Raw genomic sequence first — 21,136 nt, forward strand, 5'->3', positions numbered from 1 at the left:
ATTACTGGTTCAGAAAACTATCTATGTATCGGTAAGTTTGCTCACAGTCGTTTGGTGCTAGATCTTCCAAATTTAAATAAGCATGTGTCATGTTCTCGAAGTGATGGTGAACACTTGGGATCCCTAGCAATTGCAAGCGCTTGAAATAGCGCTTTCCTTCATCCTGTATCGGGTCAAATCCTGCTGTTATGAGCATGGTTGCTGGGTGGTTACTGGGTAACGCTGAAAACAATGGTGAAGCTTCTCGGCGGTCTTCGCCTTGTTGAAAATACTGATCGAAGTACCACTGCACTTTTGCTGTTTCTAAAATGTAACCTTCACGGTAGTCGACCAAGGAGTCACTGGAAAAAGTGTAATCCAGACTTGGGTATATCAGCACCAATTGGTTGATCATTTCTGGGTGACGCTGTGCCAGTGAGGTTGCTAAAGCTCCACCGGCTGAGTCGCCAGCAATAGAAATGTTGTGCTGAAAGGCAACAGTGAGCTTCTCGAGGGTATGGACTATTTCTTCTAGGCTCATGATGCAATCGACCAAACCTTTGGGGTAGGGGTGATCTGGAGCAAGGCGATAGTCAATTGTCACTACAATATGCTGACTATGGTGGGCAAGACGGCGGCTTATTGGGTCGTAAACCGCAATACTGCCACACATGTGACCACCACCATGGAAGAAAATCAGTACCGGTAAAGCCGCATCAGGAGACGGGTGGTAAATCCGACAAGGTATCGATGTGCCGTTGATATGGGTATCGATGACTTGGCTTATCTCCACTTTTGCAGTTACAAACTGTTTGGTAATAGTCGCTAGGCCTAGCCTTGCCATTTCTGGTGTTGGCGGAATGCCGAGTTGCTTTGCTTGCGATAGGGCATCATTGAATGATTTTAGCCAGGTCTGCAGGCTTGGTGGCATATCGGCCATGGGCGCTTCCTTGTTGCTTTAACAGTTCAATTTCCGGAACACGCTCTATCAGATAATCTTTGAAGTTGGCACAGCGTGCAGGCATATATTTACGGGGCTTGAAATAGAGGTTGAGCTCAAATTGACTACTTACATAATTTTCTAAAACGGGTTGAAGAGTCTTTTTTTCGATCTCATTAGAGATCAGGCTCAGTGGTAGATAGGCTATTCCACCACCATTTAGCGCAATGTTCTTGAGGATTTCACTGTCATCGGCTTCGACGGTCTGGGCGATTTCTACAGTTGAATATTCACCATCCAATTCGAAAATCCATCGGTTGCCTCCAACCAAAGTACTGGCGTAGAGGCAACGGTGGTGCTTGAGGTCGTCGGGGACAACGGGCTTTCCATTTTTCTTGATATAGCCCGGTGAGCAGCATGCCATCAAGGGTTCTCGAAGCAGTGAACGTTTCACCAGCAGGCTGTCTTTATCCTGGAAGCCTCGATAAGTGGCATTGGCACGGATAGCAAAGTCCACATCATGGACGTGATCAACTTCGAAAGCGGTCTCTAATACCACAAAATTGATTGAGGGATGCTCCTGCAGATATTCGCCGATAATCTGGCTTAGGTAGTGCTTGGCAAACAGTGGGGTACTGGCGATTTTGATGGTGCCTTTGTCCTCACTGCTCATGTTCTGGACTTCATTGAAGACATCATCAATCTGGGTATGAAGTAGGCTGAACCTGTCAAATAACCGTTGTCCTGCTTGGGTTGGGGTGATTTTCCGGGTGGTCCGCTTGAGCAAACTCACCCCCATTTTTTCTTCCAGCTCATTTAACCAACGGCTGGCAGCGGAAGGTGAGATATTATTGTGCTTGGCCGCTTCGCTAATCGAACCGGTTCTCACAACATGAAGAAAGAAGACTACCTTATCTAACATGATCACCCCCTAAAATCCATTTCCCTACATATAGTTATAGCAAAAAAGTGCCAGAAAATGATGACGATATGGTTATCGCCTCGGTTGATATCCCATATTCGCAAAGGTGATTTGCATCAATGTGACTAATCGTTTGGGGTGAATCTTCTAAAATACGAGAATACAGTGAGTTGTGTTGCCCGTCACAACTGCAGGCACTCGCTAATACCAGTTCTAACCGTTTTGATGTAACAGTTTGGTATTCATATAGGGGAATAAAAAAATGCTAAATAACAAAGTGTGTATCGTGACAGGTGGTGCCCAAGGGATTGGCCGCTGCATCGTCGAAACCTTTGCCAAGAATGATGCGTTGCAAGTGTATGCGTGTGACATGAATTTGGCCGCAATGGCTGACTTGGAGGCAAAGTATCCGAATGTCACTGGTATTGAGCTGAATGTTTGTGATCGTGAGAATATTGCGCATTTCGTTGAACAAGTGAAATCAGAACACGGCAAGATTGATGTATTGGTCAACAATGCCGGAGTAACCCGTGACAACCTAATTGAAAAAATGACCGAGGAAGATTGGGATCTAGTGTCTGATGTTAACCTAAAAGGTGTGTTTAACATGACCCAGGCGATTGCGCCGGTCATGGTTGAAGGCGGTGCAGGTTCTATCATTACCATGTCTTCAGTGGTCGGTACCGATGGCAATATAGGTCAATCAAACTATGCGGCGACCAAAGGTGGTGTGATTGCCATGACCAAAGGTTGGTCGAAGGAATTTTCTCGCAAAGGTGCACAGGTCAGAGCGAACTGTATTGCGCCTGGATTTATTGAAACACCGATGACCGTTGATCTACCTGAGAAAGTCTTGGATTTCATGAGACACAAAACACCTCTAGGTCGGATGGGTAAGCCACAAGACATTGCCAATGGCGCGCTATTCCTTGCTAGCGACAACTCGGGATTTATTACGGGTCAGACGCTAAAGATTGATGGTGGGTTGGTTATTTAACTCTGCTATCTTTTGGATTTAAATTAATCCCCTGCTTAACGGCAGGGGATTTTTTATGTGTCGAATACACAGTAGAGACAATGGGTAAAGCTAAAAATGATTGGAAAAGAAATCATCCTCCCATTGCGTGGAAAGCGATAAACAGAGTAAGCGAAGTTTAATCCAGTGCGTAATGCCATCGAGCATATTGCTGTCCTTAGCTAGGGTAGGGCTAGCTGTGAATTTGAAAGCAAAGGTGTAATGTGAATTTTGAGCTTACAGTTGTACGCTGGATTGAATGTTCGGTCAATTGGTATCTTGCTTCTTGTAATAGAACAGCCGATTTTGCTGGGTTTGATGCCATGAATTTTTGTAACGGCATATGTCTATCACTGAGAGGGAAATAAAAAAAGCCCGTGTATGTTACGGGCTCTAGAGATTTTCATGAGTTCACACTAATGAATACGCTTAACGCTGTCACGCTCTACCAATGTCGGCTCAAGCTGTATCACAGTGTTGGCTTCATGCTTGTTTTGGATCTTGCTGAGTAGGATATCGACAGCTTGCTGACCCAGTCTGTGTTTAGGCTGGTGGATGGTCGTCAAAGAAGGCGTGATATATTTTGCCAGCTTGATATCGTCGTAACCCACAATAGAAAGATCTTCAGGCACGCGGATGCCTTTTTTGCTGGCGGTATTAATGACGCCCATCGCCATCATATCGTTACAAACGAACAGGGCAGTTGGTAGCGGTCCACGGCCAAAGACTTCATTAAAGGCGATTTCCCCGCCTTCACACTCAAAGTTCCCTGATGCAATCCACTGTTTGTTGACTTCCAAGCCAGCTTCTTCCATCGCCTGCACATAGCCTGACAGGCGCTGCTGGGCGGTGAGTTTATCGAGCGGGCCGGTTAGGCAGCCAATTTGGGTATGGCCTTGGTCGATAAGGTGCTTAGTCGCCAGATAACCACCATGGTGGGAGTTATCTTGGATCTTGTCGCTCGGAAAATCAATCGGCCCCCAGTCCATCACAACGGTTGGCACTGGCTGGTGGCGAGAGAATAAATCGAAGGCCTGGCCGTCGACTTCGCTGCACATCAGCAGCAGGCCGTCGACACGTTTTTGCAGCAGGATATCCAGGCTGTCACGCATACGGGCCAGGTCGCCTTCGGTGTTGCACAGGATCAGGTTATAGCCTTGCTCATAGCAGCGGCGCTCTACACCTTTTACGACTTCACCAAAGAATGGGTTGGTCGAGGTGGTTACTAGCATACCGAAAGTACGGGTGTGGTTAACCTTCAGGCTGCGCGCCAAGGCCGATGGGGCATAGTTCAGCTCTTTTACTGCCGCCATAACGCGAACAGAAATGTCTTCACTGACAAAGCGGGTTTTATTCAGGACGTGGCTAACTGTCGAAGTCGAGACCCCTGCAAGTTTTGCTACATCTTTGATTGTCGCCATAGGTTCTCCCTGAACCGTGCCCGGGCGGGCACGGTATCATTAACTTATTGGTGCTCAATAAGAAAGCGTTCCACTTCACGGCGGTGTGGAATAGACGTTTGAGCACCCATTCGGGTGACTGAAATTGCAGCAGAAGCATGGGCAAAGCGGATGGCGTCATCCATCGCCTTGTTCTCCTGAAGGCCTGTCAGCAATGCGCCGTTGAAGGTATCGCCTGCTGCAGTGGTATCTTTGGCATCAACACGGAAGCCTGGTACTTGTCGACCTTGCCCGTTTTCGCTGACCCAAACACCTTGGCTGCCCAAGGTGATCATGACCTGTTTGATCCCTTTTTCATGCAAGGCATCAGCCGCGTTCTGCGCGCTGGTGGTATCTGTTACCTTGATACCGGTTAGCAGCTCTGCTTCAGTCTCGTTTGGGGTAATCATATCAATATGTTGCAATAAGTCATCCGATAATGGCTGGGCAGGTGCCGGGTTGAGCACAACACGAGTACCTGCTTGCTTGGCTACTTTGGCCGCAGCCTCAATAGTCGCCATCGGGGTTTCCAGCTGCATCAACAGCGTATCAGCTTGCTTAATAAGATTATGGTGCGGCTCGATACGGGCCGGACTCAGGCAACCGTTGGCTTCGGCGGAAATTGCAATGCTGTTCTCGCCAGTCGCCGCTACTTGGATCATCGCAATACCGGTTGGTATGCCTTTCTCAATCATCACGCCATCGGTGTTCATGCCTTCTTTGGCAAAGGCGTCACGCATCTCGTGGCCGAAGCTGTCATCACCGACACAGGCGATGAATGCGATATCAGCACCCAGGCGGGCAGCAGCGACTGCTTGGTTTGCCCCTTTACCACCAGGGATCACACAGTAGCTATGGCCATGCAGCGTTTCTCCCGGACGAGGGAAAGATGCAACTTGCAGAACATGGTCGGCGTTCACACTGCCAAGAACGACTAATTTATTCATATTGGGACCTTTTTGATTCTCATTGGCCAAAATGTATGGCTTAGCAGTTGGGAAAGAGATGTTTGCTAAGCGATAAATTCTGAAAGTTATTGGGGCTGAAACTAAGGCGCGAAAGGTAAGCCATATCGACACCTTAGTTTAAGAGTTCCTAGATCCTAGAATCTAGGCACTAGGTTCTAGGATCTGCCTCTTACTCCGAAACCACTTTCAGAGGAACAGGGATGTTTGCTTCAACCTGCTCGCCTTTCAGCATCTTGTCTGCAGTCTCTACACCTAGCGCACCGATTAGATCAGGCTGCTGGGCGATAGTTGCACCTAGCTTGCCACGCTTAACCGCTGCGATACCGTCGTCAGTACCATCGAAGCCAACGATCAGGACATCTTTGCCTGATGCTTGAACAGCACGAAGAGCACCCAGTGCCATTTCGTCGTTCTGGGCAAATACAGCTTGTACGTCAGGGTTAGCTGCTAGCATGTTTTCCATTACGTTCAGGCCCTTGGTACGGTCGAAGTCTGCTGGCTGGCTAGCAAGTAGTTCCATACCGCTGCCGTCAACCGCCTGCATGAAGCCTTTACCACGTTCACGGGCCGCAGAAGTACCAGCAATACCTTCTAGCTGGATAACACGCGCTTTTTCACCCACTTTTTCCATGATGAATTTACCGGCCATTTCACCGCCTGCCACGTTGTCAGAGGCAATGTGGCTAACCACTTCACCACGGCTTGCACCACGGTCCAGGGTTAGAACAGGGATGTTAGAGCGGTTCGCCATGCGGATTGCATTGGAAACGGCATCAGAATCGGTAGGGTTGATTAGAATTGCCTTCACGCCACGTACCGTAAGGTCTTCCACGTTGGAAAGCTCTTTGCTCGGGTCGTTTTGTGAATCAAGAACAATCAGGTTATAGCCCAACTCTTTCGCTTTGGCTTCAGCCCCTTCCTTCATGGTTACGAAGAATGGGTTATTAAGCGTGGAGACAACCATTGCCATTGTGTCCTGCGCGGCAGCCGTAGAGCTGAATGAAGCTGACAGTACAGCGGCAGAGATTAGGGTTGCTAACTTTTTCATTCTATTTTCCTTTCTACATATGTCGGGTGGAGGCGGGCAGGGGGCTACCCGCGTACAGAGGTTGTGTTACTTATTTTTGTTATCTACAAGGACTGCCAGCAGGATAACCACTGCTTTAGCAATCATTTGGTAGTAGGAGGAGACATCCAATAGGTTTAGGGCGTTGTTCAGGAAGCCGATAATCAGTGCACCAATCAAGGTACCCATGATACGGCCTTTACCACCGGCTAGGCTGGTGCCGCCAAGAACAACCGCTGCAATTGCATCAAGCTCGTAGCCCATACCTGCTGTCGGCTGAGCCGAAGACAGACGAGAGGTAACGATGATGCCGGCAAGGGCGGCTAGCAGACCACAGATGGCGTAAACACCAATCTTGACGCGATCCACATTGATACCAGATAGGCGAGCAGCTGATTCGTTACCACCCAGCGCGTAAATGTAGCGACCGAAACGGGTGTGGTTTAGTAGGTACCATACTGCAGCAAAGACAATCACCATCAGCCAGATTGGCACAGGGATACCCATTGCATAGCCAGTACCGAACCAAGCAAAGCTGTCAGCAACGTCAGTGAAGCCAGTAGAGATAGGTCGACCATCGGTGTAAACCATGGTCACACCACGTAGCAGGGTCATGGTCACCAGTGTGGCAATGAAAGCCTGTACTTTACCCTTGGCGATAATGACACCACTGATTGCACCCAGCGCAGCACCGGCCAGCAAGGCAGTTGGCACCGCAATCATTACCGGCACTTCCATCGCAATGAGGGAAGCGGCAAAGGCACCGCACAAGGCAAGTACCGAACCAACGCTCAGGTCAATACCAGCAGTCAGGATAACCAGTGTCATACCCACAGCAATGATGGCATTGACCGAGGTTTGACGCAGAATATTCAAGATATTGTCGACGGTGAAAAAGTTCGGGTTCAGGAATGACACCACGACAATCAGGAATACAAGGGCAATCAGAGACTTCTGCTCGATCAGCCACTCTTTGCTAAATAGCTTGGCGCTACCGGAGTTTTGTTGTTTGGTCATAGCGTTGCTGCTCATGCTGCTACCTCGTTGATTTGTTTACCCACAGCGCAGGCAAGAAGTTTTTCTTGGTCGGCATCTTCAGCCATGAATTCGCCGCTGATTTTACCTTCGTGCATGACCAGAATGCGGTCACTCATGCCGAGTACTTCCGGCATCTCAGAAGAAACCAGAATGATGCTCATCCCTTCTGACTTGAATTGGTTGATTAGCTGGTAGATCTCTTTTTTCGCACCGACGTCTACCCCTCGGGTCGGCTCATCGAGAATCAATACTTTTGGCTTGGTCATCAGCCCCTTAGCAATGGCTACCTTCTGCTGGTTACCACCAGAAAGGTTGCCGATGATTTGGTTGCGAGTCGGCGTCTTGATGTTGAACAGGCGGATGAAATCTTCCACTGCGGTGACTTCGTCGTAGTGCCTTAGCTGAACACCCTTTGACAGCTGCTCTAGCGAGCAAATCGACATGTTTTCTTTCACTGACAGACCAAGGATCAAACCATCACCTTTGCGGTCTTCAGAAATGTAGGCAATGCCGTTGGCCAGCCCGTCTTGTGGGGTCAGTGGGTTAATCACCTTGCCATCAAGCACAATGTCGCCGGCTTCACGCTTCAGGGCACCGTAAATGACTTTCATTAGTTCGGTACGACCTGCGCCCATAAGGCCGGAGATCCCTAGGATCTCACCGCGATCTAAAGTGAAGCTAACATCGTGGACACCTGCGCCAGATAGGTTTTTCACTTCAAGGCAAGTAGTACCGTGTTTGACGTCGATGCGTGGGTATTGTTCGTCCAGACGACGGCCAACCATCATTTCGATCATGGTGTCTTCATCGATATCGGCCACAGCACGCTGGCCGATGAACTTACCGTCGCGAAGAACCGTGATATCGTCACAGATCTCGAAGATCTCTTTCAAACGGTGCGATATATATACGATGCCAGTGCCTTCTTCACGTAACTCATTGATCACCTTAAACAGAGACTCTGTTTCGGTGTCGGTCAGGGCATCGGTTGGCTCATCCATAATGATGACTTGAGATTTGAAAGACAGCGCTTTGGCAATCTCCACCATCTGCTGCTCACCAAGGCTTAATTCGCCAAGTAGTGTGCGCGAGCTGTGTTTAACATTGAGTCGAGCCAGTAGGGCATCGGCTTCTTTGTACATTTGTGCCCATTTGATGCCGCCAAATGCATTGGTTTTTTCACGGCCAAGGAAAATGTTTTCGGCAATGGTCAACTCAGGGATCAAGTTCAGCTCCTGGTGAATAATGCTGATACCTGCTTCCTGTGAATGGCGTGGGCCATTGAAGTTAACGGTTTGACCCTGGTAGCGAATTTCGCCCGCGTCCATATGGTAGATGCCGGTCAACGCCTTCATCAGTGTTGACTTACCTGCACCGTTTTCACCCATCAAGGCCATCACCTTGCCCGGGTAGACATTCAGGCTGGCTTTATCCAGCGCTTTCACGCCAGGGAATGCCTTTTCGATGTCTTTGAGTTCTAGAATTGGCTGAGTCATAGGGAGTCCTTGCAACTAGGCCTTTTAAAACACAACGCCGGCTTGGAAAATGACATTGGCGTATGGGGTGCATTCACCGGTACGGATCACCGCTTTACTGTTTTGGGTGTGTACTTTGAATGCTTCATGAGGCACATAAGCGATATTGAATGTTTTACCGCACATCGCTTCTTCTTCGCGGAGAAGAGCAATCAGCGCATCGTGGTGTTCAGGGCTGACTTGCTTGAATTCTTCTGCCATCACCACGCCTTCAATCTGCATTTCGCCCAACAACGCTTTTACTGTCTGGATGAAAGTTGGCACGCCAGGGATAAGGGCAAGGTCAATACGTTGGGTTTCATCTGGGATTGGCAGACCGGCGTCACATACTGTGACTTCATCGGTATGGCCAAGAGTGGCAACCAGATAGGACAATTCAGAGTTGATGAGTGCGCTCTTTTTCATGCTTGCACCTTAATTATTGATGGTGGTGATGCTTCTAACGTCGTTTGCCAACCTTGGCAGTGTCATCCATGTCTTAATCGAATATCGAAACGATTACGCAATCGTTTCGATAGCGATAAATGTAAAAGCAAACGTTTCGATGCGCACTAATTATGGTTGAAAAATGTGATTGAGCTCAGAAGAAATATGCTTTTAGTGAATGTTTTTTGTGCGTCATCAAGAAATGCAGGCATGAGATATGTGATTTTTATGTAAGGTTTTGCAAAGGGCGCCAGATTGCTTTGAAATTACATGCACTAAGAGCGTATTATTACGGCGTTATATACCCATACCCTTTGAGTGGGTTGGGAGTCCCTCTTCGTTCTTCAATCACCTAAATGGACTGCTCGTGATGGTAACCGTACTACAGCTTCAACCTGTTCTGCTCAGTATTGCCCCTGTTTCAGTGGCGGTTATGCTGTACGCGATGAAGAGAAAGAAACTGTGGTTGATGCGGGTGTCTTTGATTGGCATGGTGATATCAGTCATTTTGCTGTTTGCTTTCCAATACCTGGACTACCGCTATTTGGAAAGTTGTCTCCAGCAAGGGGAAGTCTATAACCCATTGCAAAATACCTGTATTAAATTCAACTAGCGATATTCAACGTTAGCTGAGGGTTGCCAAGATAACTTGCGCGCTAGGGAAAACAGCATAGGCATCATCACCAACAGTGAGCATTGAAATGTCTTCGCTTCCTTTATCAATCAGGGAGCAAATCTCATCGTCTTGATTGAGTGTCAGGGTAACTTCGACCGAGCTGTCATCGGTATCAATCGCTTTGACTTTGCCTTTCAACCAGTTTTGGTCAGAGGAAGCATCAGGTTTTCTTCTCTCCAAAGTAAAATGAGGGGAAGAAGCGGGGAGTTTGATATCAATCGCAGGCCCTTTGATTAGTGCAACCACATCTTTACCATGATGTAGGTTCAGCCTCACTGTGCTGCCGTGGGTAATGGTAGCCGTCAGGTTAATGCCGCTTTGTAATTCCACCGTTATCAAATCATGCAGGGCATGATTCTCGATTTGCTTAATGGTTCCGAATAGCTGATTTCTGGCACTGGTTTGTAGCGATAATTTACTCATGACTCCCAGCAAACTGTGCAGCGGTACACTGTCATCATTCAGTGCCTCCAATCCCATCGATTGGATTTGCTCCAGCAACTCATACATCTGTACCAGACGTTGGCCATGATTAGTCAACGAAGCACCACCGCCGCCTTTGCCGCCTTTTTCAGACTCGATAAGAGGAGACTCTGACTGTTTGTTCATTTCCTTTACGGCGTCGTAAGCTGCTTTGTAGCTGAGCCCAGCTTGCTTGGCACCTTGGCTGATGGATCCTGTCTCGGCGATCGCCTTTAGCAGGGCGATACGGCGGGGATTGGCAAACATTTTTCCATGTTGTGATAGAGTAAGAATTGCGTCGAAATTCATTGTTATATCCAATCCTGAGTGCCAGATCATAAACCGTCTAAAAGCTTTGACGTAGAGTATACCTGACTTTAAGTAGTGATTGATTTATAAAACAAAAGTTTTAAGGACAGTGGCAACATGAACTCAAAGCAAACCCTGTTATTTATCTTGAATGATGCACCGTATGGCTCTGAACGCTCGTTTAACGGCTTACGCTTGGCCATTAACCTAGGCGAACAAAGTGAGGCCGAGACGGATATTAAGATCTTTTTGATGTCTGATGCGGTAAGCTGCGCGCTGCCTGCCCAGGTGCCGGGGGAAGGGTACAATGTTCAGCAAATGCTGGAGATCCTACTGGCCCAAGGTGCTGAAATAAAATTGTGCAAGACGTGCTGCAATGCCCGTGGCCTTTCGTCTTTGCCGCTTATCGAAGGGGCTGAAATTGGGACATTAGATGACTTGTCACTATGGACGTTACAGGCTGATAAGGTCGTGACCTTCTGACAAGAAACAGGGCTGGTTGAAATCAGCCCTTTTGATGCAATTACCGCAAGCTCAAAATCACTGAGTATGGCTGCTGGCGCGCGGGGTTAGTTGAAAACCTATATTGATAGTGCTGGAAGCTCCATTCAGGGGCTCGGTATCTTTAATTTTCCCTACCAATAGCTCTGAAGCTTTGGTCGCCATGTCATGGTAGTTAACGTGAATCGCGGTGATGCCTGGGTAGCTTTGCTGGCAGAAATCAGCACCATCCAAACAGGTGATCGCCATGGATGTCGGTACTTTGATCACCCTTCGCTGACACTCGAACAATGCACCCATGGCGATGTTCTCGTGGGTGCAAATCAGGGCATCGAGTTCTTGCTCCCTTAACAGAAGCTTCGCCAAGCCTTCCGCTCCCAATTCGATACTGGCTTGCTGATGGGATGTCAGGAAATGATCCGGTGCTAAATAACCTTCGATCATCGCAGCCTGCCAGCCCCTTAATTGTTTGTTAAGGATTGCTTGGTCACCATGGCCGCCGATAAAGCCAATATTTTTGAAGCCTCGCTCAATCAGTTGTTGGGTCAGGACTTTTGCGGCCTGATAATGATCGACGCCCACATTGAGATCGATCGCCAGTGGCGTGATTTCATTGACCTCCAAAACAGGGATATTACAGCTCTCAAGCAGCTTGCGGCCTTTGGCTGATCTTTCGCTACCAAACAGCACGATAGCGGCTGGACTACTGGCCAGAATATTAGTCAGAATTTTCTCTTCTTGATCCAGCACCCCACCCGTGTAGCTGATCTGCAGCTGGAAATTACGTTTGGCCAATTGGGCTTGGAAGGGGTCGATAAATTGGCAGCAGGCACTTTCTGTCATGGAAGGGATCAGCATGGCAATAGTGTCACTCTGACCAGAGGCCAGCGCACCGGCAGCTTTATTGGGAATATACCCAAGCTCATCGACCGCTTGTTGGATCTTTTCGCGCAGTTTATCTGAAACTTGTTCTGGGGTACGCAATGCCCGAGATACCGTCATCGAACCCACACCTGCGAGTTTGGCGACATCTGCAAGTGTTGCACGTCCCGTACTTCGACGTTTTCGAGGCTCAGCCATCGAATCTCCCTACATCTTAAAATAGCATTGCTAACTTTCTAGTATTAGCAATGATATTTTTATCTAAAAATCAGTCGGTTAAATATACCGCTTGAATGTGTTTACTGTGAAATACGCATTTTAACCTTGTTAATACCAAGGTTCCAACTGGTTTCCTCGGTCTGTGATATGAAAAATGGTAGCGCTATCACAAAATTTGGTAGCGCTATCAGATAGCGCTACCAAATGTGATTTTGATCTCTTTATTTGTACCGAACGATCGTTAAAGTGACCCCATCGACACAACTTACCCTAGTAAAAAACGAGAAGAGCGATGCTGAAAGAACTGCTTACCCCAGACGTAATTAGCCTTCATGATTCGGCTGAAAACTGGCAACAGGCGATTGAGCTATCTTGCCAACCGCTGATTGACAATGGCGCTATCAAGCCAAGTTACGTTGAGGCCATTTTTAAATCTCACGAGGAAATGGGGCCTTATTACGTTATCGGTCCTGGTATCGCTATGCCGCATGCCCGCCCTGAGAATGGCGTTAACCGCCTAGCGCTTGGCCTGACGGTGATCCGCAATGGGGTTAACTTCGATGCCGATGAAAATGACCCGGTAAAAATGCTAGTGACGTTAGCGGCAACCGATAGCAACAGCCATGTTGATGCGATTGCCCAGCTCGCAGAGCTTTTTATGAATGAAGAACATGTGGCGCAGATTTGTGCCGCGCAAGATGTGGATGCTATTCGCCGCATCATTGAAACCTATTAATTCAAATGGCTTCGGCCAACTAAATTACAGCGAACTATTCGCAAACTAATAACGCTTAGAAGTAGAAAGGTAGAATATTATGAAAATTATGGTTGTATGTGGTCACGGTCTTGGTACTAGCCTAATGATGGAAATGAGCCTGAAGGGCATCGTTAAAGAGCTAGACGTTGCAGCAGCGGTCGATCACTGCGATTTGGGTTCGGCGAAAGGTACGGCATGTGACATTTTCATCGGTACCAACGACATCACTGAACAGCTAGTTGCCCAGGGCGTTGACGGCAAGATTGTCTCGCTAGATAACATGGTCGACAAAAACGCGATGAAAGAGCGTTTGTCAGCAGCCCTAAAAGAACTTGGCGCTCTGTAAGAGGTAGCGATGGAATTCTTCAGTTTTCTAATGAATGACGTGCTGGCCGAGCCAGCCGTCCTTGTCGGTCTGATAGCGCTTATCGGTCTGATTGCCCAGAAAAAGCCGGTGACAGAATGTATCAAGGGTACCGTCAAAACCATTATGGGTTTTGTCATCCTCGGTGCTGGTGCAGGCCTGGTGGTTACCTCGCTGGGTGACTTCTCGGCTATCTTCACCGAAGCCTTTGGTATTACCGGTGTCGTACCAAACAACGAAGCGATTGTTTCGATTGCCCAGGAAGCCTTCGGTAAAGAAATGGCAATGATCATGTTCTTTGCCATGTTGGTTAACATCCTGATTGCCCGCTTTACCCCATGGAAATTCATCTTCCTGACTGGCCACCATACCTTGTTCATGTCGATGATGGTTGCCGCTATCTTGTCGTCTAGCGGCATGACAGGTGTTCCTCTGATTGCAGCAGGTTCATTGGTTGTTGGCTTTGTTATGGTGTTGTTCCCGGCAATTGCCCACAAATATATGAAGCAGGTGACGGGCTCTGATGATGTGGCAATCGGTCACTTCTCTACCATGTCATACGTGCTGGCGGGTTTCATCGGTAGCAAGTTTGGTAACAAAGAGCACTCTACCGAAGATATGGATGTGCCAAAGAGCTTGCTGTTCTTGCGTGATACGCCAGTGGCGATTTCATTCACCATGAGTATCATCTTCTTGATTACCTGTTTGTTCGCTGGTGGTGATTTTGTCCGCGAAGTGAGCGGTGGTAAGCACTGGTTCATGTTCTCAATGATGCAGTCAATCACTTTCGCTGCCGGTGTCTACGTTATCCTGCAAGGTGTACGTATGGTTATCGCTGAAATCGTACCTGCATTTAAAGGGATTTCTGACAAGTTGGTACCAAACGCCAAACCTGCGCTGGATTGCCCGGTTGTCTTCCCATACGCACCGAATGCGGTATTGGTCGGCTTCCTATCAAGCTTCACGGCAGGCCTGTTTGGTATGTTCCTGCTATACATCATGGGATTGACGGTTATCATCCCGGGTGTAGTACCACACTTCTTTGTTGGTGCAGCTGCCGGTGTATTCGGTAACGCAACCGGTGGCCGCCGAGGCGCAATGCTAGGTGCATTTGCCCAAGGCCTATTGATCACCTTCCTACCAGTATTCCTATTGCCAGTACTGGGTGACCTTGGCTTTGCCAACACCACCTTCAGTGATGCTGACTTCGGTATCGTAGGTATCTTGCTAGGTCTGATTGTTCGTTAATCCCGCCAATTAGAGCTGCTTACTGTAAGAACTAAAAGCCCGCAACCGTATTGGTCGCGGGCTTTTTCCTATTTTAGAACGGAACAGCGAGTCCTTTTGGGTGTAACATTAATCCGGTTTGGCATTCAGGCCGGACAGTTGTTTTTCGATAGCACCAATACAGGTGGTAACGTTAATGGGTGGTTGTTTAGGGTAGGGGTGAAGCGCATATACCGGGTTTTGTTCAAGCTGGTGGTCGGGAAATAAAGCTATCAGATATGGTTTTTGATGAAAGATGTAATCAGGGATAATGCCAATGCCAGCCCCGGATTCAATTAAGCTCAGGCAGGTGTGGAAAGAGTCTGCACGGCAGGTGATATTCGCTTGGTAACTATGCTTTTCTCCGGCCATTTTGATATGGGTAAAATGGTGGAGGATAGAAGCAGGCTGCCATTGGTTGGCCAGATACCCTGCGTCCTCACTCTCATTGTCGATGACACTTTGTGTTCCACAAAGCACATCCCTAAATTCCCCGATCCTTCTTTGTATTAGTACGTTTTCAGAGGACGCACCTACCCGGATGGCAAGATCAATGTGTCTCTCCATCAAGTTCAGAGGTTGGTCGCTGCTTATCAGTTCAGGCCGTAACTTTGGATAACACTTCATCAGCGCACCGATGGCTGGGGCGACAAGGGTCGACATCAGGGCGTCTGACGACGTTATTACGATTTTACCCTGTGGCTCTTGTTGGCTTTCCAATGCCTGTTGCCAGGCAAAGTCTGCCAGGTCATTGAGCTTCTTGCATTCAGCATAGAAGGCCTGTCCTGCTTGGGTCAGGGTTTGGCGACGGGTGGTACGCTTGAGAAGGCTGATACCAAGCTCTGTCTCTAGCAATTTGAGGTGTTGGCTAACCACTGATTTCGACAGTCCCAAGTGCTCGGCGGCCGTGGTAATCGAACCCGATTCGACGATGTGGGCAAACAATGACATCTGGCGTAGTCGGTTCATTTTCTCTTCGCTCTTCAATCAACCGTTAGGTATCTATATTGTCCGTAAAAACAGAACAGTCATTTCTAATACGTCTGTTTTTCTATGTTAATTGAGTGCCTACACTTAGGGCAACTTGATAAGCAATCAGAATAAGGATTCAAGATGGACACTTTAGCGCGTTGTAAAGCAGGTATCGCGGCATGGCAGCAGGCATTTAACCAGCAAGATGCCGCAGGGTGTGCAGCGCAATACACCGAAGAGTGCGTTATGGAAGCCAAACCGTTTGGTGTTTTCGAAGGGCGCGAAGCGATTCAGGCGTTCTGGCAGAACATCATTGACCAAGGCTTTGCTGATGTTCAGTACAGCGACGTGCGTTGGGAAGCTGAAGGGGATGACGGTTATATCCTGTCTTCTTCATGGACTATGAACAAGGCATTTGGTGTGGTACACCGTGAGCACTGGGTTGTTCAGCCTGATGGTCATGCCCGTTTGGTCAGTGACTATTTTGAAGTGCAGGGTGAGCGTTAACAGGCTCGATAAACCCGGAATGAGATAATTGCCCGGCATAAGAAAAGGGAATAGGTTTTAAGCCTATTCCCTTTTTTGTTTATCGGTTAACACGCTGTGAGCGCAAAGCTAGTGCGAAACGACCGGCTCACAGACCTTAATCGTTGTTTCACCCTGTTTCGCCACACTGTCGAGGTTGGTATCCAGCGGCTGGTCGGTGAAGAGGTAAGTGGCCTCTTTGATATGACCAAGCTCAATGGAGCCTTTTGGAATAAACTTCGACGAGTCCAGCGCGATGATGACATGGCGAGCCGATTTCATGACAGTTTGGGTGATCACCGTTTCGTTTAAATCGTATTCCAGCAAGGTCCCGTCAACATCCATTGATGCAGCACTGGTGATCAGGTAATCGAATCGGAAGTGCGAGATGAAATCCAACGCTTCGGTACCTACGATACCGCCGTTAAACGCTTTGATCTTGCCGCTAGGGATCAGTACATCAATGCTTTTATTGTTATGCAATACGTTGGCAACACGTAAGCTGTTGGTAATCACCTGGAGATTTTTCTTGTCCGCAAGGTGGCTGGCAATCACTTCGGCGGTGGTACCGATAGTAATGAACACCGTTGAGCCATCTGGGATCATCTCAGCAATGGCCCTGCCGATAGCATGTTTTTGCTCAGTGGCTGATACCTTACGGACTTCGTAATCAAGGTTGGTTTTACTGGCCGGAGAGCTTGCCCCACCATGGTGACGGATCACTAAGCGCTCTTCGCTGAGCTTTTTGATATCCCTGCGAATAGTCTGCGTAGATACGTCAAGCTTTTCAGCAAGCTCTTCTACGGTGTAATAGCCCTTGTCTATTACAAGTTTTATCAGTTTGTCTTGTCTTGGATTCGTCACGTTAAACCCTTTACCGCTTATATTTACCGCTATTTATTATGTAGTTGGCTATCCACTTCCGATCTTGTTGGGATGCCTTCACGACCACCGCGCTTGGTACATTTGATTGCGGCAACCGTGTTAGAGAAAATCACCGATTCACGAGCTGGCATCGCTTCAGCAACAGCTACAGCCAATGCGCCGTGAAAGACATCTCCAGCGCCGGTGGTATCGACAACGTCGACTTTGACACCCGGCTGGTGGCAGAGTTCTTCGTTTTCGAACCAGTAACAGCCTTTTGAGCCGACTGTCACATAAACTTTGCCTTTTGTCTGTTTCTGAGCGATTTTGAGCCCTTCTATTGGATCACTGCTTCCGGTGAACTTTTCAAGGCCCGGTTCAGAGAATGCCACATGGTCAGCCAGTTTGACCAGATCATCGATCGCATCCGGCGTGATATCTGCGTCCAATACTGAAGGTATGCTGTGCTTTTTGGCTTGCTCGAGGGCGTATTTTGCCCCTTCCACCCACCTTACATCTGTGAGTACTGTCTTATAGATAGAAAAATCAATTAATTCAAGTGGTTTTGTATCACGTTTTAAAGACGTATCTTGATAGTTGATGATCATTCGCTCGCCTGCGTCATCGACAAGCACAGCAGAGAACGCCGATGAGGCATCAGCAATCTTGACTACTTTATCGACATTTACATTGTAGCCAGCTAGCTCGGTCAGCATGGTATCAGCAATGGCATCCTGGCCAACACGGCCAATAAAATCAACATCATGGCCTAGCTTGGCAACCGCAACAGCGGCCGTTGCCGCCGGCCCTCCACCTACTTCAAAATAATCTTTGGCGACAAATTTACCGCCTTGGGTTGGCAGGCTGTCTACTCGCTGGATCCTATCAAGTACCGTAATTCCTAAACACGCAATAGTCATAGTTATTCTCTTATCTAAATCCGTTGTCTGACGTTATTGGCAATGCACTCACTAAGTGCATCCTTATATCTACAGTATATCCATTATTGACAAAATGATTGAGATTGTAATCACAAAACAACTTAAAACGACAGAAATCAACAAAATGTGACATTTGTTGTGGTTGTTTTGTTTCTTAATGTTTATATTGATTGCAAATCAACTGCGAGAGTAAGGATAAATACATGTCATCAATTGGTTTTATCGGATTAGGACAAATGGGCAGCCCAATGGCGCTGAATCTTATCAAGGGCGGGCACTCACTGCGTGTTTTCGATATCAATACATCAGCTGTTGAGGCACTTGTTGAACAGGGCGCGACGGCGGCAAGCTCTCCGGCCGATGCGGCATTGGATGCCGAGTTTGTTGTTACCATGCTGCCAAATGGCACTCTGGTAAAAAACGTTCTGTTCGGTGAGTCAGGCATTGTTGAGTCGCTAGATAAGAATGCACTGCTAATCGATATGTCGACTATCCACCCGTTTGAAACCGATGCGCTGATTAAGCAGATGAGCGATAAAGGTTTTTCAATGATGGAAGCGCCTGTAGGTCGTACATCAGACCATGCGGTAAAAGGTGAATTGCTGATCCTTGCCGGTGGTACCAAAGCACAAATCGAACGTGCCCAGCCACTGTTTGACTGTATGGGCTCAGAGACTGTTGATGCTGGTGGTGCGGGTAAAGGTATCCGAGTCAAGATCATCAATAACTACATGAGTATTGCGTTGAATGCACTTTCTGCAGAAGCCGCAACGTTGTCAGAAGCGATTGGCCTTGAATTTGAAACTGCGCTTGAAGTAATGAGCGGCACACCTGCAGGCAAAGGCCACTTTACAACCACATGGCCTGGCAAAGTCCTTGCCGGCGACTTGTCACCAGCCTTTATGGTTGATCTTGCGCACAAAGACTTGGGTATTGCCTTGGATCTCGCCAATCAGGTGAATGTGCCAATGCCATGCGGCGCAGCATCGCGTGAATTGTATAGCATTACTCGTGCTGCTGGTCGTGGTCGTCAGGACTGGACATCAGTGTTTGAGCAGCTACGCGTGACATCTGGCCTGGAAGCTAAAATCAAATAAAAAAACCAAGGACAATAACGTGAAACTAACCAGTGAAAACTGGGGTGAAGTTGAAGGTCAATCGCAACCCGTCAAGTTGTTCACCCTCGAAAATAGCCAGGGCATGAAAGTCCAAGTCACCAATTATGGCTGTATTGTTACGTCGATAACAACGCCTGATCGTGACGGTCAACTTGCTGATGTGGTGCTGGGCTATGAGAGCCTTGATCGATATTTGGAAGGGCATCCATTTTTCGGTGCTGTTGCCGGTCGTTATGCAAATCGGATCAAGGATGGTCGCTATGAGTTGGACGGTGAGGTATTCCAGCTGGAAACCAATGAGCTACCGACGTCACAGCACATCCATGGTGGCAGCAAAGGGTTTGATAAGTATGTTTGGGATGTTGCCGTCGAACAGCAAAAAGAAGCGATTTACCTTCATTTCAACCGGGTTTCACCGGATGGAGAGTCTGGTTATGGCGGCACTTTACATGTGACACATTCCATAGGCTTGGATGAGCACAACCAGCTGCACTTCAACTTCAAAGCAACCACGGACAAGCCGACGGTCGTTAATCTGGTCAACCATAGCTACTACAACCTAGGTGGCCATGACTCAGGTTTGGTCGATGGTCATGAGTTGACGCTCTATGCTGATTTCTATACGCCAGTGAACGAGAACACGATCCCAACAGGCGAGATCCTTGCCGTTAAAGGAACGGGGCTCGATTTTACTCTGCCGGTGGAAATTCGTGATAACAAAGAGAAAGTGCCAGGTGGCGCATTTGACCACAACTTTGTCATCAACCAAAAGCGCAAGCTCGGTGAATATGCCTATGCTGCTGAGCTTTATGAGCCACTCACCGGGCGTGTGATGACGGTGCTGACGACCCAGCCGGCAGTCCAGTTCTATAACGGGGCCAAGTTGTCGAACAAACCTTGGTTTGGCCGCAATGGCTACAAGTATGAGTCGTTCGACGGGATGTGCCTTGAAACCCAGCATTTCCCGGACAGCCCGAACCAGCCGCATTTTCCTAATGTGCGCCTAAACCCCGGTGAAGTCTTTGAAGAGAAAACCATCCACCGCTTCTCCGTGAAGTAGAGCTTCTCCGGGCAGTATTACAGCTGCCAGTAACAAAGTAGGGGCGGAAAGTCGCCCCTAATCAGGAATTAAATATGGATATGACCGTTGTTTTGGTCTCCCTGATCATTGCATTAGGAGGCTTTACGCAAGGCTTGACCGGGTTTGGCTTGGCCCTTGTATCTGTGCCGCTGCTTTCTATGGTGGTGGACGCAAAAATGGCAGTGCCTATTGCCGGTATTTTTGGATGGCTCGTGACCTTTCCCATTGTTTGGAAAATGCGCCACTCCATTCAATACAAAGCGGGCCTGATCCTTGTTGCGGGTTCACTGCCTGCTTCTATTGTCGGCGCCAAGCTGTTGGCAAGCCTACCGTCACAATACATTCTCATCACCATGGGGATAGTACTGATTGTATCGAGTATCCACTCGATGCGAAGTACCAAACCTGCTTTTTCAAAGACGTCGGTGCCAGTGACTGTCGGGACCGGGTTTGCCTCAGGTGTGTTGGGCGCCAGTGTCGGCGAAGCTGGACCGCCGGTGATTGCTTACACATCCATGCAGCCATGGACTGCAGACCAAGCTAAATCAACGCTGGTGTTCTTTTTCATGCTGCAGATGATTGGTGCCATTGTCAGTTTTTGGAATGAAGGACTTTTTACCCCAGATGTAAACAGTCTGGTTGTCTCGGCAATGCCTGCATTTTTAGTGGGGATGACCGGGGGCATGGTGGGATACCACTTCCTGCAGAAATATAAGATCAACTACCACCATATTGTACACGGCCTACTTTTGGTTATCGGTTGTGTGCTAGTGCTCAAGAATGTCAGTTTTTGATTGTTTTTGTTGAAAAGTGATAGATAAATAACAGAATTGAATGCTACTGCCTGTTAATTTCAGTAGCAAAAGAAAAT

23 protein-coding genes are annotated in these 21,136 nt (G+C 48.1%); 10 read left to right on the forward strand and 13 right to left on the reverse strand.

The annotated features are described in order from the left end of the window. Nucleotide 1: 1 nt before the first annotated feature. Nucleotides 2-919, reverse strand: coding sequence for an alpha/beta hydrolase (locus tag ACXAD4_RS25615; RefSeq protein ID WP_475244840.1), 918 nt, complete (start codon nucleotides 917-919; stop codon nucleotides 2-4). Continuing rightward, nucleotides 870-1,841, reverse strand: coding sequence for a LysR family transcriptional regulator (locus tag ACXAD4_RS25620; RefSeq protein WP_475244841.1), 972 nt, complete (start codon nucleotides 1,839-1,841; stop codon nucleotides 870-872). The genes ACXAD4_RS25615 and ACXAD4_RS25620 overlap by 50 nt, the downstream gene beginning before the upstream one ends. 262 nt (nucleotides 1,842-2,103) lie before the next feature. Here ACXAD4_RS25620 and fabG point away from each other — a divergent pair, with 262 nt between their 5' ends. Next, on the forward strand, nucleotides 2,104-2,838 hold the full coding sequence (gene fabG / locus ACXAD4_RS25625; RefSeq protein ID WP_317520589.1) for a 3-oxoacyl-ACP reductase FabG: 735 nt from the start codon (nucleotides 2,104-2,106) through the stop codon (nucleotides 2,836-2,838). Nucleotides 2,839-3,272: 434 nt separating this feature from the next. Here the strand turns inward: fabG and ACXAD4_RS25630 are convergent, their stop codons facing one another. The 6 genes from ACXAD4_RS25630 to rbsD form a co-directional block, all read right to left on the reverse strand. Next, entirely contained in the window at nucleotides 3,273-4,277 is a 1,005-nt protein-coding gene (locus ACXAD4_RS25630) for a substrate-binding domain-containing protein (RefSeq protein ID WP_187462222.1), read from the reverse strand. 44 nt (nucleotides 4,278-4,321) lie between these two features. Further along, nucleotides 4,322-5,242: a ribokinase gene (gene rbsK / locus ACXAD4_RS25635; RefSeq protein WP_475244842.1), complete on the reverse strand. Its 921-nt coding sequence runs from the start codon at nucleotides 5,240-5,242 to the stop codon at nucleotides 4,322-4,324. Nucleotides 5,243-5,432: 190 nt separating this feature from the next. After that, a complete protein-coding gene (gene rbsB, locus ACXAD4_RS25640) occupies nucleotides 5,433-6,311 on the reverse strand; it encodes a ribose ABC transporter substrate-binding protein RbsB (RefSeq protein ID WP_039461926.1) in 879 nt (292 codons plus the stop codon). Between the two features lie 66 nt (nucleotides 6,312-6,377). Further along, complete coding sequence (rbsC, locus tag ACXAD4_RS25645; protein ID WP_317520584.1) at nucleotides 6,378-7,361, reverse strand: ribose ABC transporter permease; 984 nt, start codon at nucleotides 7,359-7,361, stop codon at nucleotides 6,378-6,380. Beyond that, entirely contained in the window at nucleotides 7,358-8,863 is a 1,506-nt protein-coding gene (rbsA, locus tag ACXAD4_RS25650) for a ribose ABC transporter ATP-binding protein RbsA (protein ID WP_317520582.1), read from the reverse strand. Before rbsA ends, rbsC begins: the two co-directional genes overlap by 4 nt. Nucleotides 8,864-8,887: 24 nt before the next feature. Then, the gene (rbsD, locus tag ACXAD4_RS25655; RefSeq protein ID WP_475244843.1) at nucleotides 8,888-9,307 is read right to left on the reverse strand and encodes a D-ribose pyranase; all 420 of its coding nucleotides are present in this window, start codon (nucleotides 9,305-9,307) and stop codon (nucleotides 8,888-8,890) included. A 391-nt stretch (nucleotides 9,308-9,698) separates the two neighbouring features. On the opposite strand from rbsD, the gene ACXAD4_RS25660 reads away from it, so the two are divergent. Then, nucleotides 9,699-9,941 carry a hypothetical protein gene (locus ACXAD4_RS25660; RefSeq protein WP_475244844.1) on the forward strand — a complete coding sequence of 81 codons (243 nt, stop codon included), beginning with the start codon at nucleotides 9,699-9,701 and terminating at the stop codon, nucleotides 9,939-9,941. Nucleotides 9,942-9,953: 12 nt separating this feature from the next. Here the strand turns inward: ACXAD4_RS25660 and ACXAD4_RS25665 are convergent, their stop codons facing one another. Further along, on the reverse strand, nucleotides 9,954-10,775 hold the full coding sequence (locus tag ACXAD4_RS25665; protein WP_475244845.1) for a TOBE domain-containing protein: 822 nt from the start codon (nucleotides 10,773-10,775) through the stop codon (nucleotides 9,954-9,956). A 117-nt stretch (nucleotides 10,776-10,892) separates the two neighbouring features. Here ACXAD4_RS25665 and ACXAD4_RS25670 point away from each other — a divergent pair, with 117 nt between their 5' ends. Next, entirely contained in the window at nucleotides 10,893-11,258 is a 366-nt protein-coding gene (locus ACXAD4_RS25670; RefSeq protein ID WP_475244846.1) for a DsrE/DsrF/TusD sulfur relay family protein, read from the forward strand. Between the two features lie 57 nt (nucleotides 11,259-11,315). On the opposite strand, the gene ACXAD4_RS25675 is transcribed toward ACXAD4_RS25670, so the two are convergent. Further along, complete coding sequence (locus tag ACXAD4_RS25675) at nucleotides 11,316-12,356, reverse strand: LacI family DNA-binding transcriptional regulator (protein ID WP_475244847.1); 1,041 nt, start codon at nucleotides 12,354-12,356, stop codon at nucleotides 11,316-11,318. 313 nt (nucleotides 12,357-12,669) lie between these two features. On the opposite strand from ACXAD4_RS25675, the gene ACXAD4_RS25680 reads away from it, so the two are divergent. From ACXAD4_RS25680 to ACXAD4_RS25690, 3 genes are all read left to right on the forward strand, one after another. Next, the gene (locus ACXAD4_RS25680) at nucleotides 12,670-13,113 is read left to right on the forward strand and encodes a PTS sugar transporter subunit IIA (protein ID WP_475244848.1); all 444 of its coding nucleotides are present in this window, start codon (nucleotides 12,670-12,672) and stop codon (nucleotides 13,111-13,113) included. A gap of 79 nt (nucleotides 13,114-13,192) precedes the next feature. Then, nucleotides 13,193-13,480, forward strand: a complete 288-nt coding sequence (locus tag ACXAD4_RS25685) for a PTS sugar transporter subunit IIB (RefSeq protein WP_475244849.1) — start codon at nucleotides 13,193-13,195, stop codon at nucleotides 13,478-13,480. A 9-nt stretch (nucleotides 13,481-13,489) separates the two neighbouring features. Beyond that, nucleotides 13,490-14,746, forward strand: coding sequence for a PTS ascorbate transporter subunit IIC (locus ACXAD4_RS25690; RefSeq protein ID WP_475244850.1), 1,257 nt, complete (start codon nucleotides 13,490-13,492; stop codon nucleotides 14,744-14,746). A 108-nt stretch (nucleotides 14,747-14,854) separates the two neighbouring features. Here ACXAD4_RS25690 and ACXAD4_RS25695 read toward each other — a convergent pair whose 3' ends face one another. Next, nucleotides 14,855-15,733 (reverse strand): LysR family transcriptional regulator, encoded by an 879-nt coding sequence (locus ACXAD4_RS25695; protein WP_475244851.1) that lies wholly within the window; start codon nucleotides 15,731-15,733, stop codon nucleotides 14,855-14,857. A gap of 144 nt (nucleotides 15,734-15,877) precedes the next feature. Between ACXAD4_RS25695 and ACXAD4_RS25700 the strand changes: the two genes are divergently transcribed. Beyond that, nucleotides 15,878-16,243 carry a YybH family protein gene (locus tag ACXAD4_RS25700; protein ID WP_475244852.1) on the forward strand — a complete coding sequence of 122 codons (366 nt, stop codon included), beginning with the start codon at nucleotides 15,878-15,880 and terminating at the stop codon, nucleotides 16,241-16,243. 108 nt (nucleotides 16,244-16,351) lie between these two features. Here the strand turns inward: ACXAD4_RS25700 and ACXAD4_RS25705 are convergent, their stop codons facing one another. Both ACXAD4_RS25705 and ACXAD4_RS25710 read right to left on the reverse strand, forming a co-directional pair. Further along, entirely contained in the window at nucleotides 16,352-17,125 is a 774-nt protein-coding gene (locus ACXAD4_RS25705; RefSeq protein ID WP_475244853.1) for a DeoR/GlpR family DNA-binding transcription regulator, read from the reverse strand. 29 nt (nucleotides 17,126-17,154) lie between these two features. After that, complete coding sequence (locus ACXAD4_RS25710; RefSeq protein ID WP_475244854.1) at nucleotides 17,155-18,045, reverse strand: PfkB family carbohydrate kinase; 891 nt, start codon at nucleotides 18,043-18,045, stop codon at nucleotides 17,155-17,157. A 224-nt stretch (nucleotides 18,046-18,269) separates the two neighbouring features. On the opposite strand from ACXAD4_RS25710, the gene yihU reads away from it, so the two are divergent. The 3 genes from yihU to ACXAD4_RS25725 all read left to right on the forward strand — a co-directional run bounded on the left by yihU (nucleotide 18,270) and on the right by ACXAD4_RS25725 (nucleotide 21,059). Beyond that, a complete protein-coding gene (gene yihU / locus ACXAD4_RS25715) occupies nucleotides 18,270-19,163 on the forward strand; it encodes a sulfolactaldehyde 3-reductase (RefSeq protein WP_475244855.1) in 894 nt (297 codons plus the stop codon). Between the two features lie 19 nt (nucleotides 19,164-19,182). Further along, on the forward strand, nucleotides 19,183-20,244 hold the full coding sequence (locus tag ACXAD4_RS25720; RefSeq protein WP_475244856.1) for an aldose epimerase family protein: 1,062 nt from the start codon (nucleotides 19,183-19,185) through the stop codon (nucleotides 20,242-20,244). A gap of 74 nt (nucleotides 20,245-20,318) precedes the next feature. Then, nucleotides 20,319-21,059: a sulfite exporter TauE/SafE family protein gene (locus ACXAD4_RS25725; protein ID WP_475244857.1), complete on the forward strand. Its 741-nt coding sequence runs from the start codon at nucleotides 20,319-20,321 to the stop codon at nucleotides 21,057-21,059. The last annotated feature ends 77 nt before the right edge of the window (nucleotides 21,060-21,136 follow it).

The sequence above is a fragment of the Photobacterium sp. AWH4_225 genome, assembly GCF_056158405.1.

Bases quoted from the DNA above. Each gene is read 5' to 3' on its own strand.
- ACXAD4_RS25615 (WP_475244840.1), bottom strand. From the start codon at position 919: ATGGCCGATATGCCACCAAGCCTGCAGACCTGGCTAAAATCATTCAAT.
- ACXAD4_RS25620 (WP_475244841.1), bottom strand. From the start codon at position 1,841: ATGTTAGATAAGGTAGTCTTCTTTCTTCATGTTGTGAGAACCGGTTCG.
- fabG (WP_317520589.1), top strand. From the start codon at position 2,104: ATGCTAAATAACAAAGTGTGTATCGTGACAGGTGGTGCCCAAGGGATT.
- ACXAD4_RS25630 (WP_187462222.1), bottom strand. From the start codon at position 4,277: ATGGCGACAATCAAAGATGTAGCAAAACTTGCAGGGGTCTCGACTTCG.
- rbsK (WP_475244842.1), bottom strand. From the start codon at position 5,242: ATGAATAAATTAGTCGTTCTTGGCAGTGTGAACGCCGACCATGTTCTG.
- rbsB (WP_039461926.1), bottom strand. From the start codon at position 6,311: ATGAAAAAGTTAGCAACCCTAATCTCTGCCGCTGTACTGTCAGCTTCA.
- rbsC (WP_317520584.1), bottom strand. From the start codon at position 7,361: ATGAGCAGCAACGCTATGACCAAACAACAAAACTCCGGTAGCGCCAAG.
- rbsA (WP_317520582.1), bottom strand. From the start codon at position 8,863: ATGACTCAGCCAATTCTAGAACTCAAAGACATCGAAAAGGCATTCCCT.
- rbsD (WP_475244843.1), bottom strand. From the start codon at position 9,307: ATGAAAAAGAGCGCACTCATCAACTCTGAATTGTCCTATCTGGTTGCC.
- ACXAD4_RS25660 (WP_475244844.1), top strand. From the start codon at position 9,699: ATGGTAACCGTACTACAGCTTCAACCTGTTCTGCTCAGTATTGCCCCT.
- ACXAD4_RS25665 (WP_475244845.1), bottom strand. From the start codon at position 10,775: ATGAATTTCGACGCAATTCTTACTCTATCACAACATGGAAAAATGTTT.
- ACXAD4_RS25670 (WP_475244846.1), top strand. From the start codon at position 10,893: ATGAACTCAAAGCAAACCCTGTTATTTATCTTGAATGATGCACCGTAT.
- ACXAD4_RS25675 (WP_475244847.1), bottom strand. From the start codon at position 12,356: ATGGCTGAGCCTCGAAAACGTCGAAGTACGGGACGTGCAACACTTGCA.
- ACXAD4_RS25680 (WP_475244848.1), top strand. From the start codon at position 12,670: ATGCTGAAAGAACTGCTTACCCCAGACGTAATTAGCCTTCATGATTCG.
- ACXAD4_RS25685 (WP_475244849.1), top strand. From the start codon at position 13,193: ATGAAAATTATGGTTGTATGTGGTCACGGTCTTGGTACTAGCCTAATG.
- ACXAD4_RS25690 (WP_475244850.1), top strand. From the start codon at position 13,490: ATGGAATTCTTCAGTTTTCTAATGAATGACGTGCTGGCCGAGCCAGCC.
- ACXAD4_RS25695 (WP_475244851.1), bottom strand. From the start codon at position 15,733: ATGAACCGACTACGCCAGATGTCATTGTTTGCCCACATCGTCGAATCG.
- ACXAD4_RS25700 (WP_475244852.1), top strand. From the start codon at position 15,878: ATGGACACTTTAGCGCGTTGTAAAGCAGGTATCGCGGCATGGCAGCAG.
- ACXAD4_RS25710 (WP_475244854.1), bottom strand. From the start codon at position 18,045: ATGACTATTGCGTGTTTAGGAATTACGGTACTTGATAGGATCCAGCGA.
- yihU (WP_475244855.1), top strand. From the start codon at position 18,270: ATGTCATCAATTGGTTTTATCGGATTAGGACAAATGGGCAGCCCAATG.
- ACXAD4_RS25725 (WP_475244857.1), top strand. From the start codon at position 20,319: ATGGATATGACCGTTGTTTTGGTCTCCCTGATCATTGCATTAGGAGGC.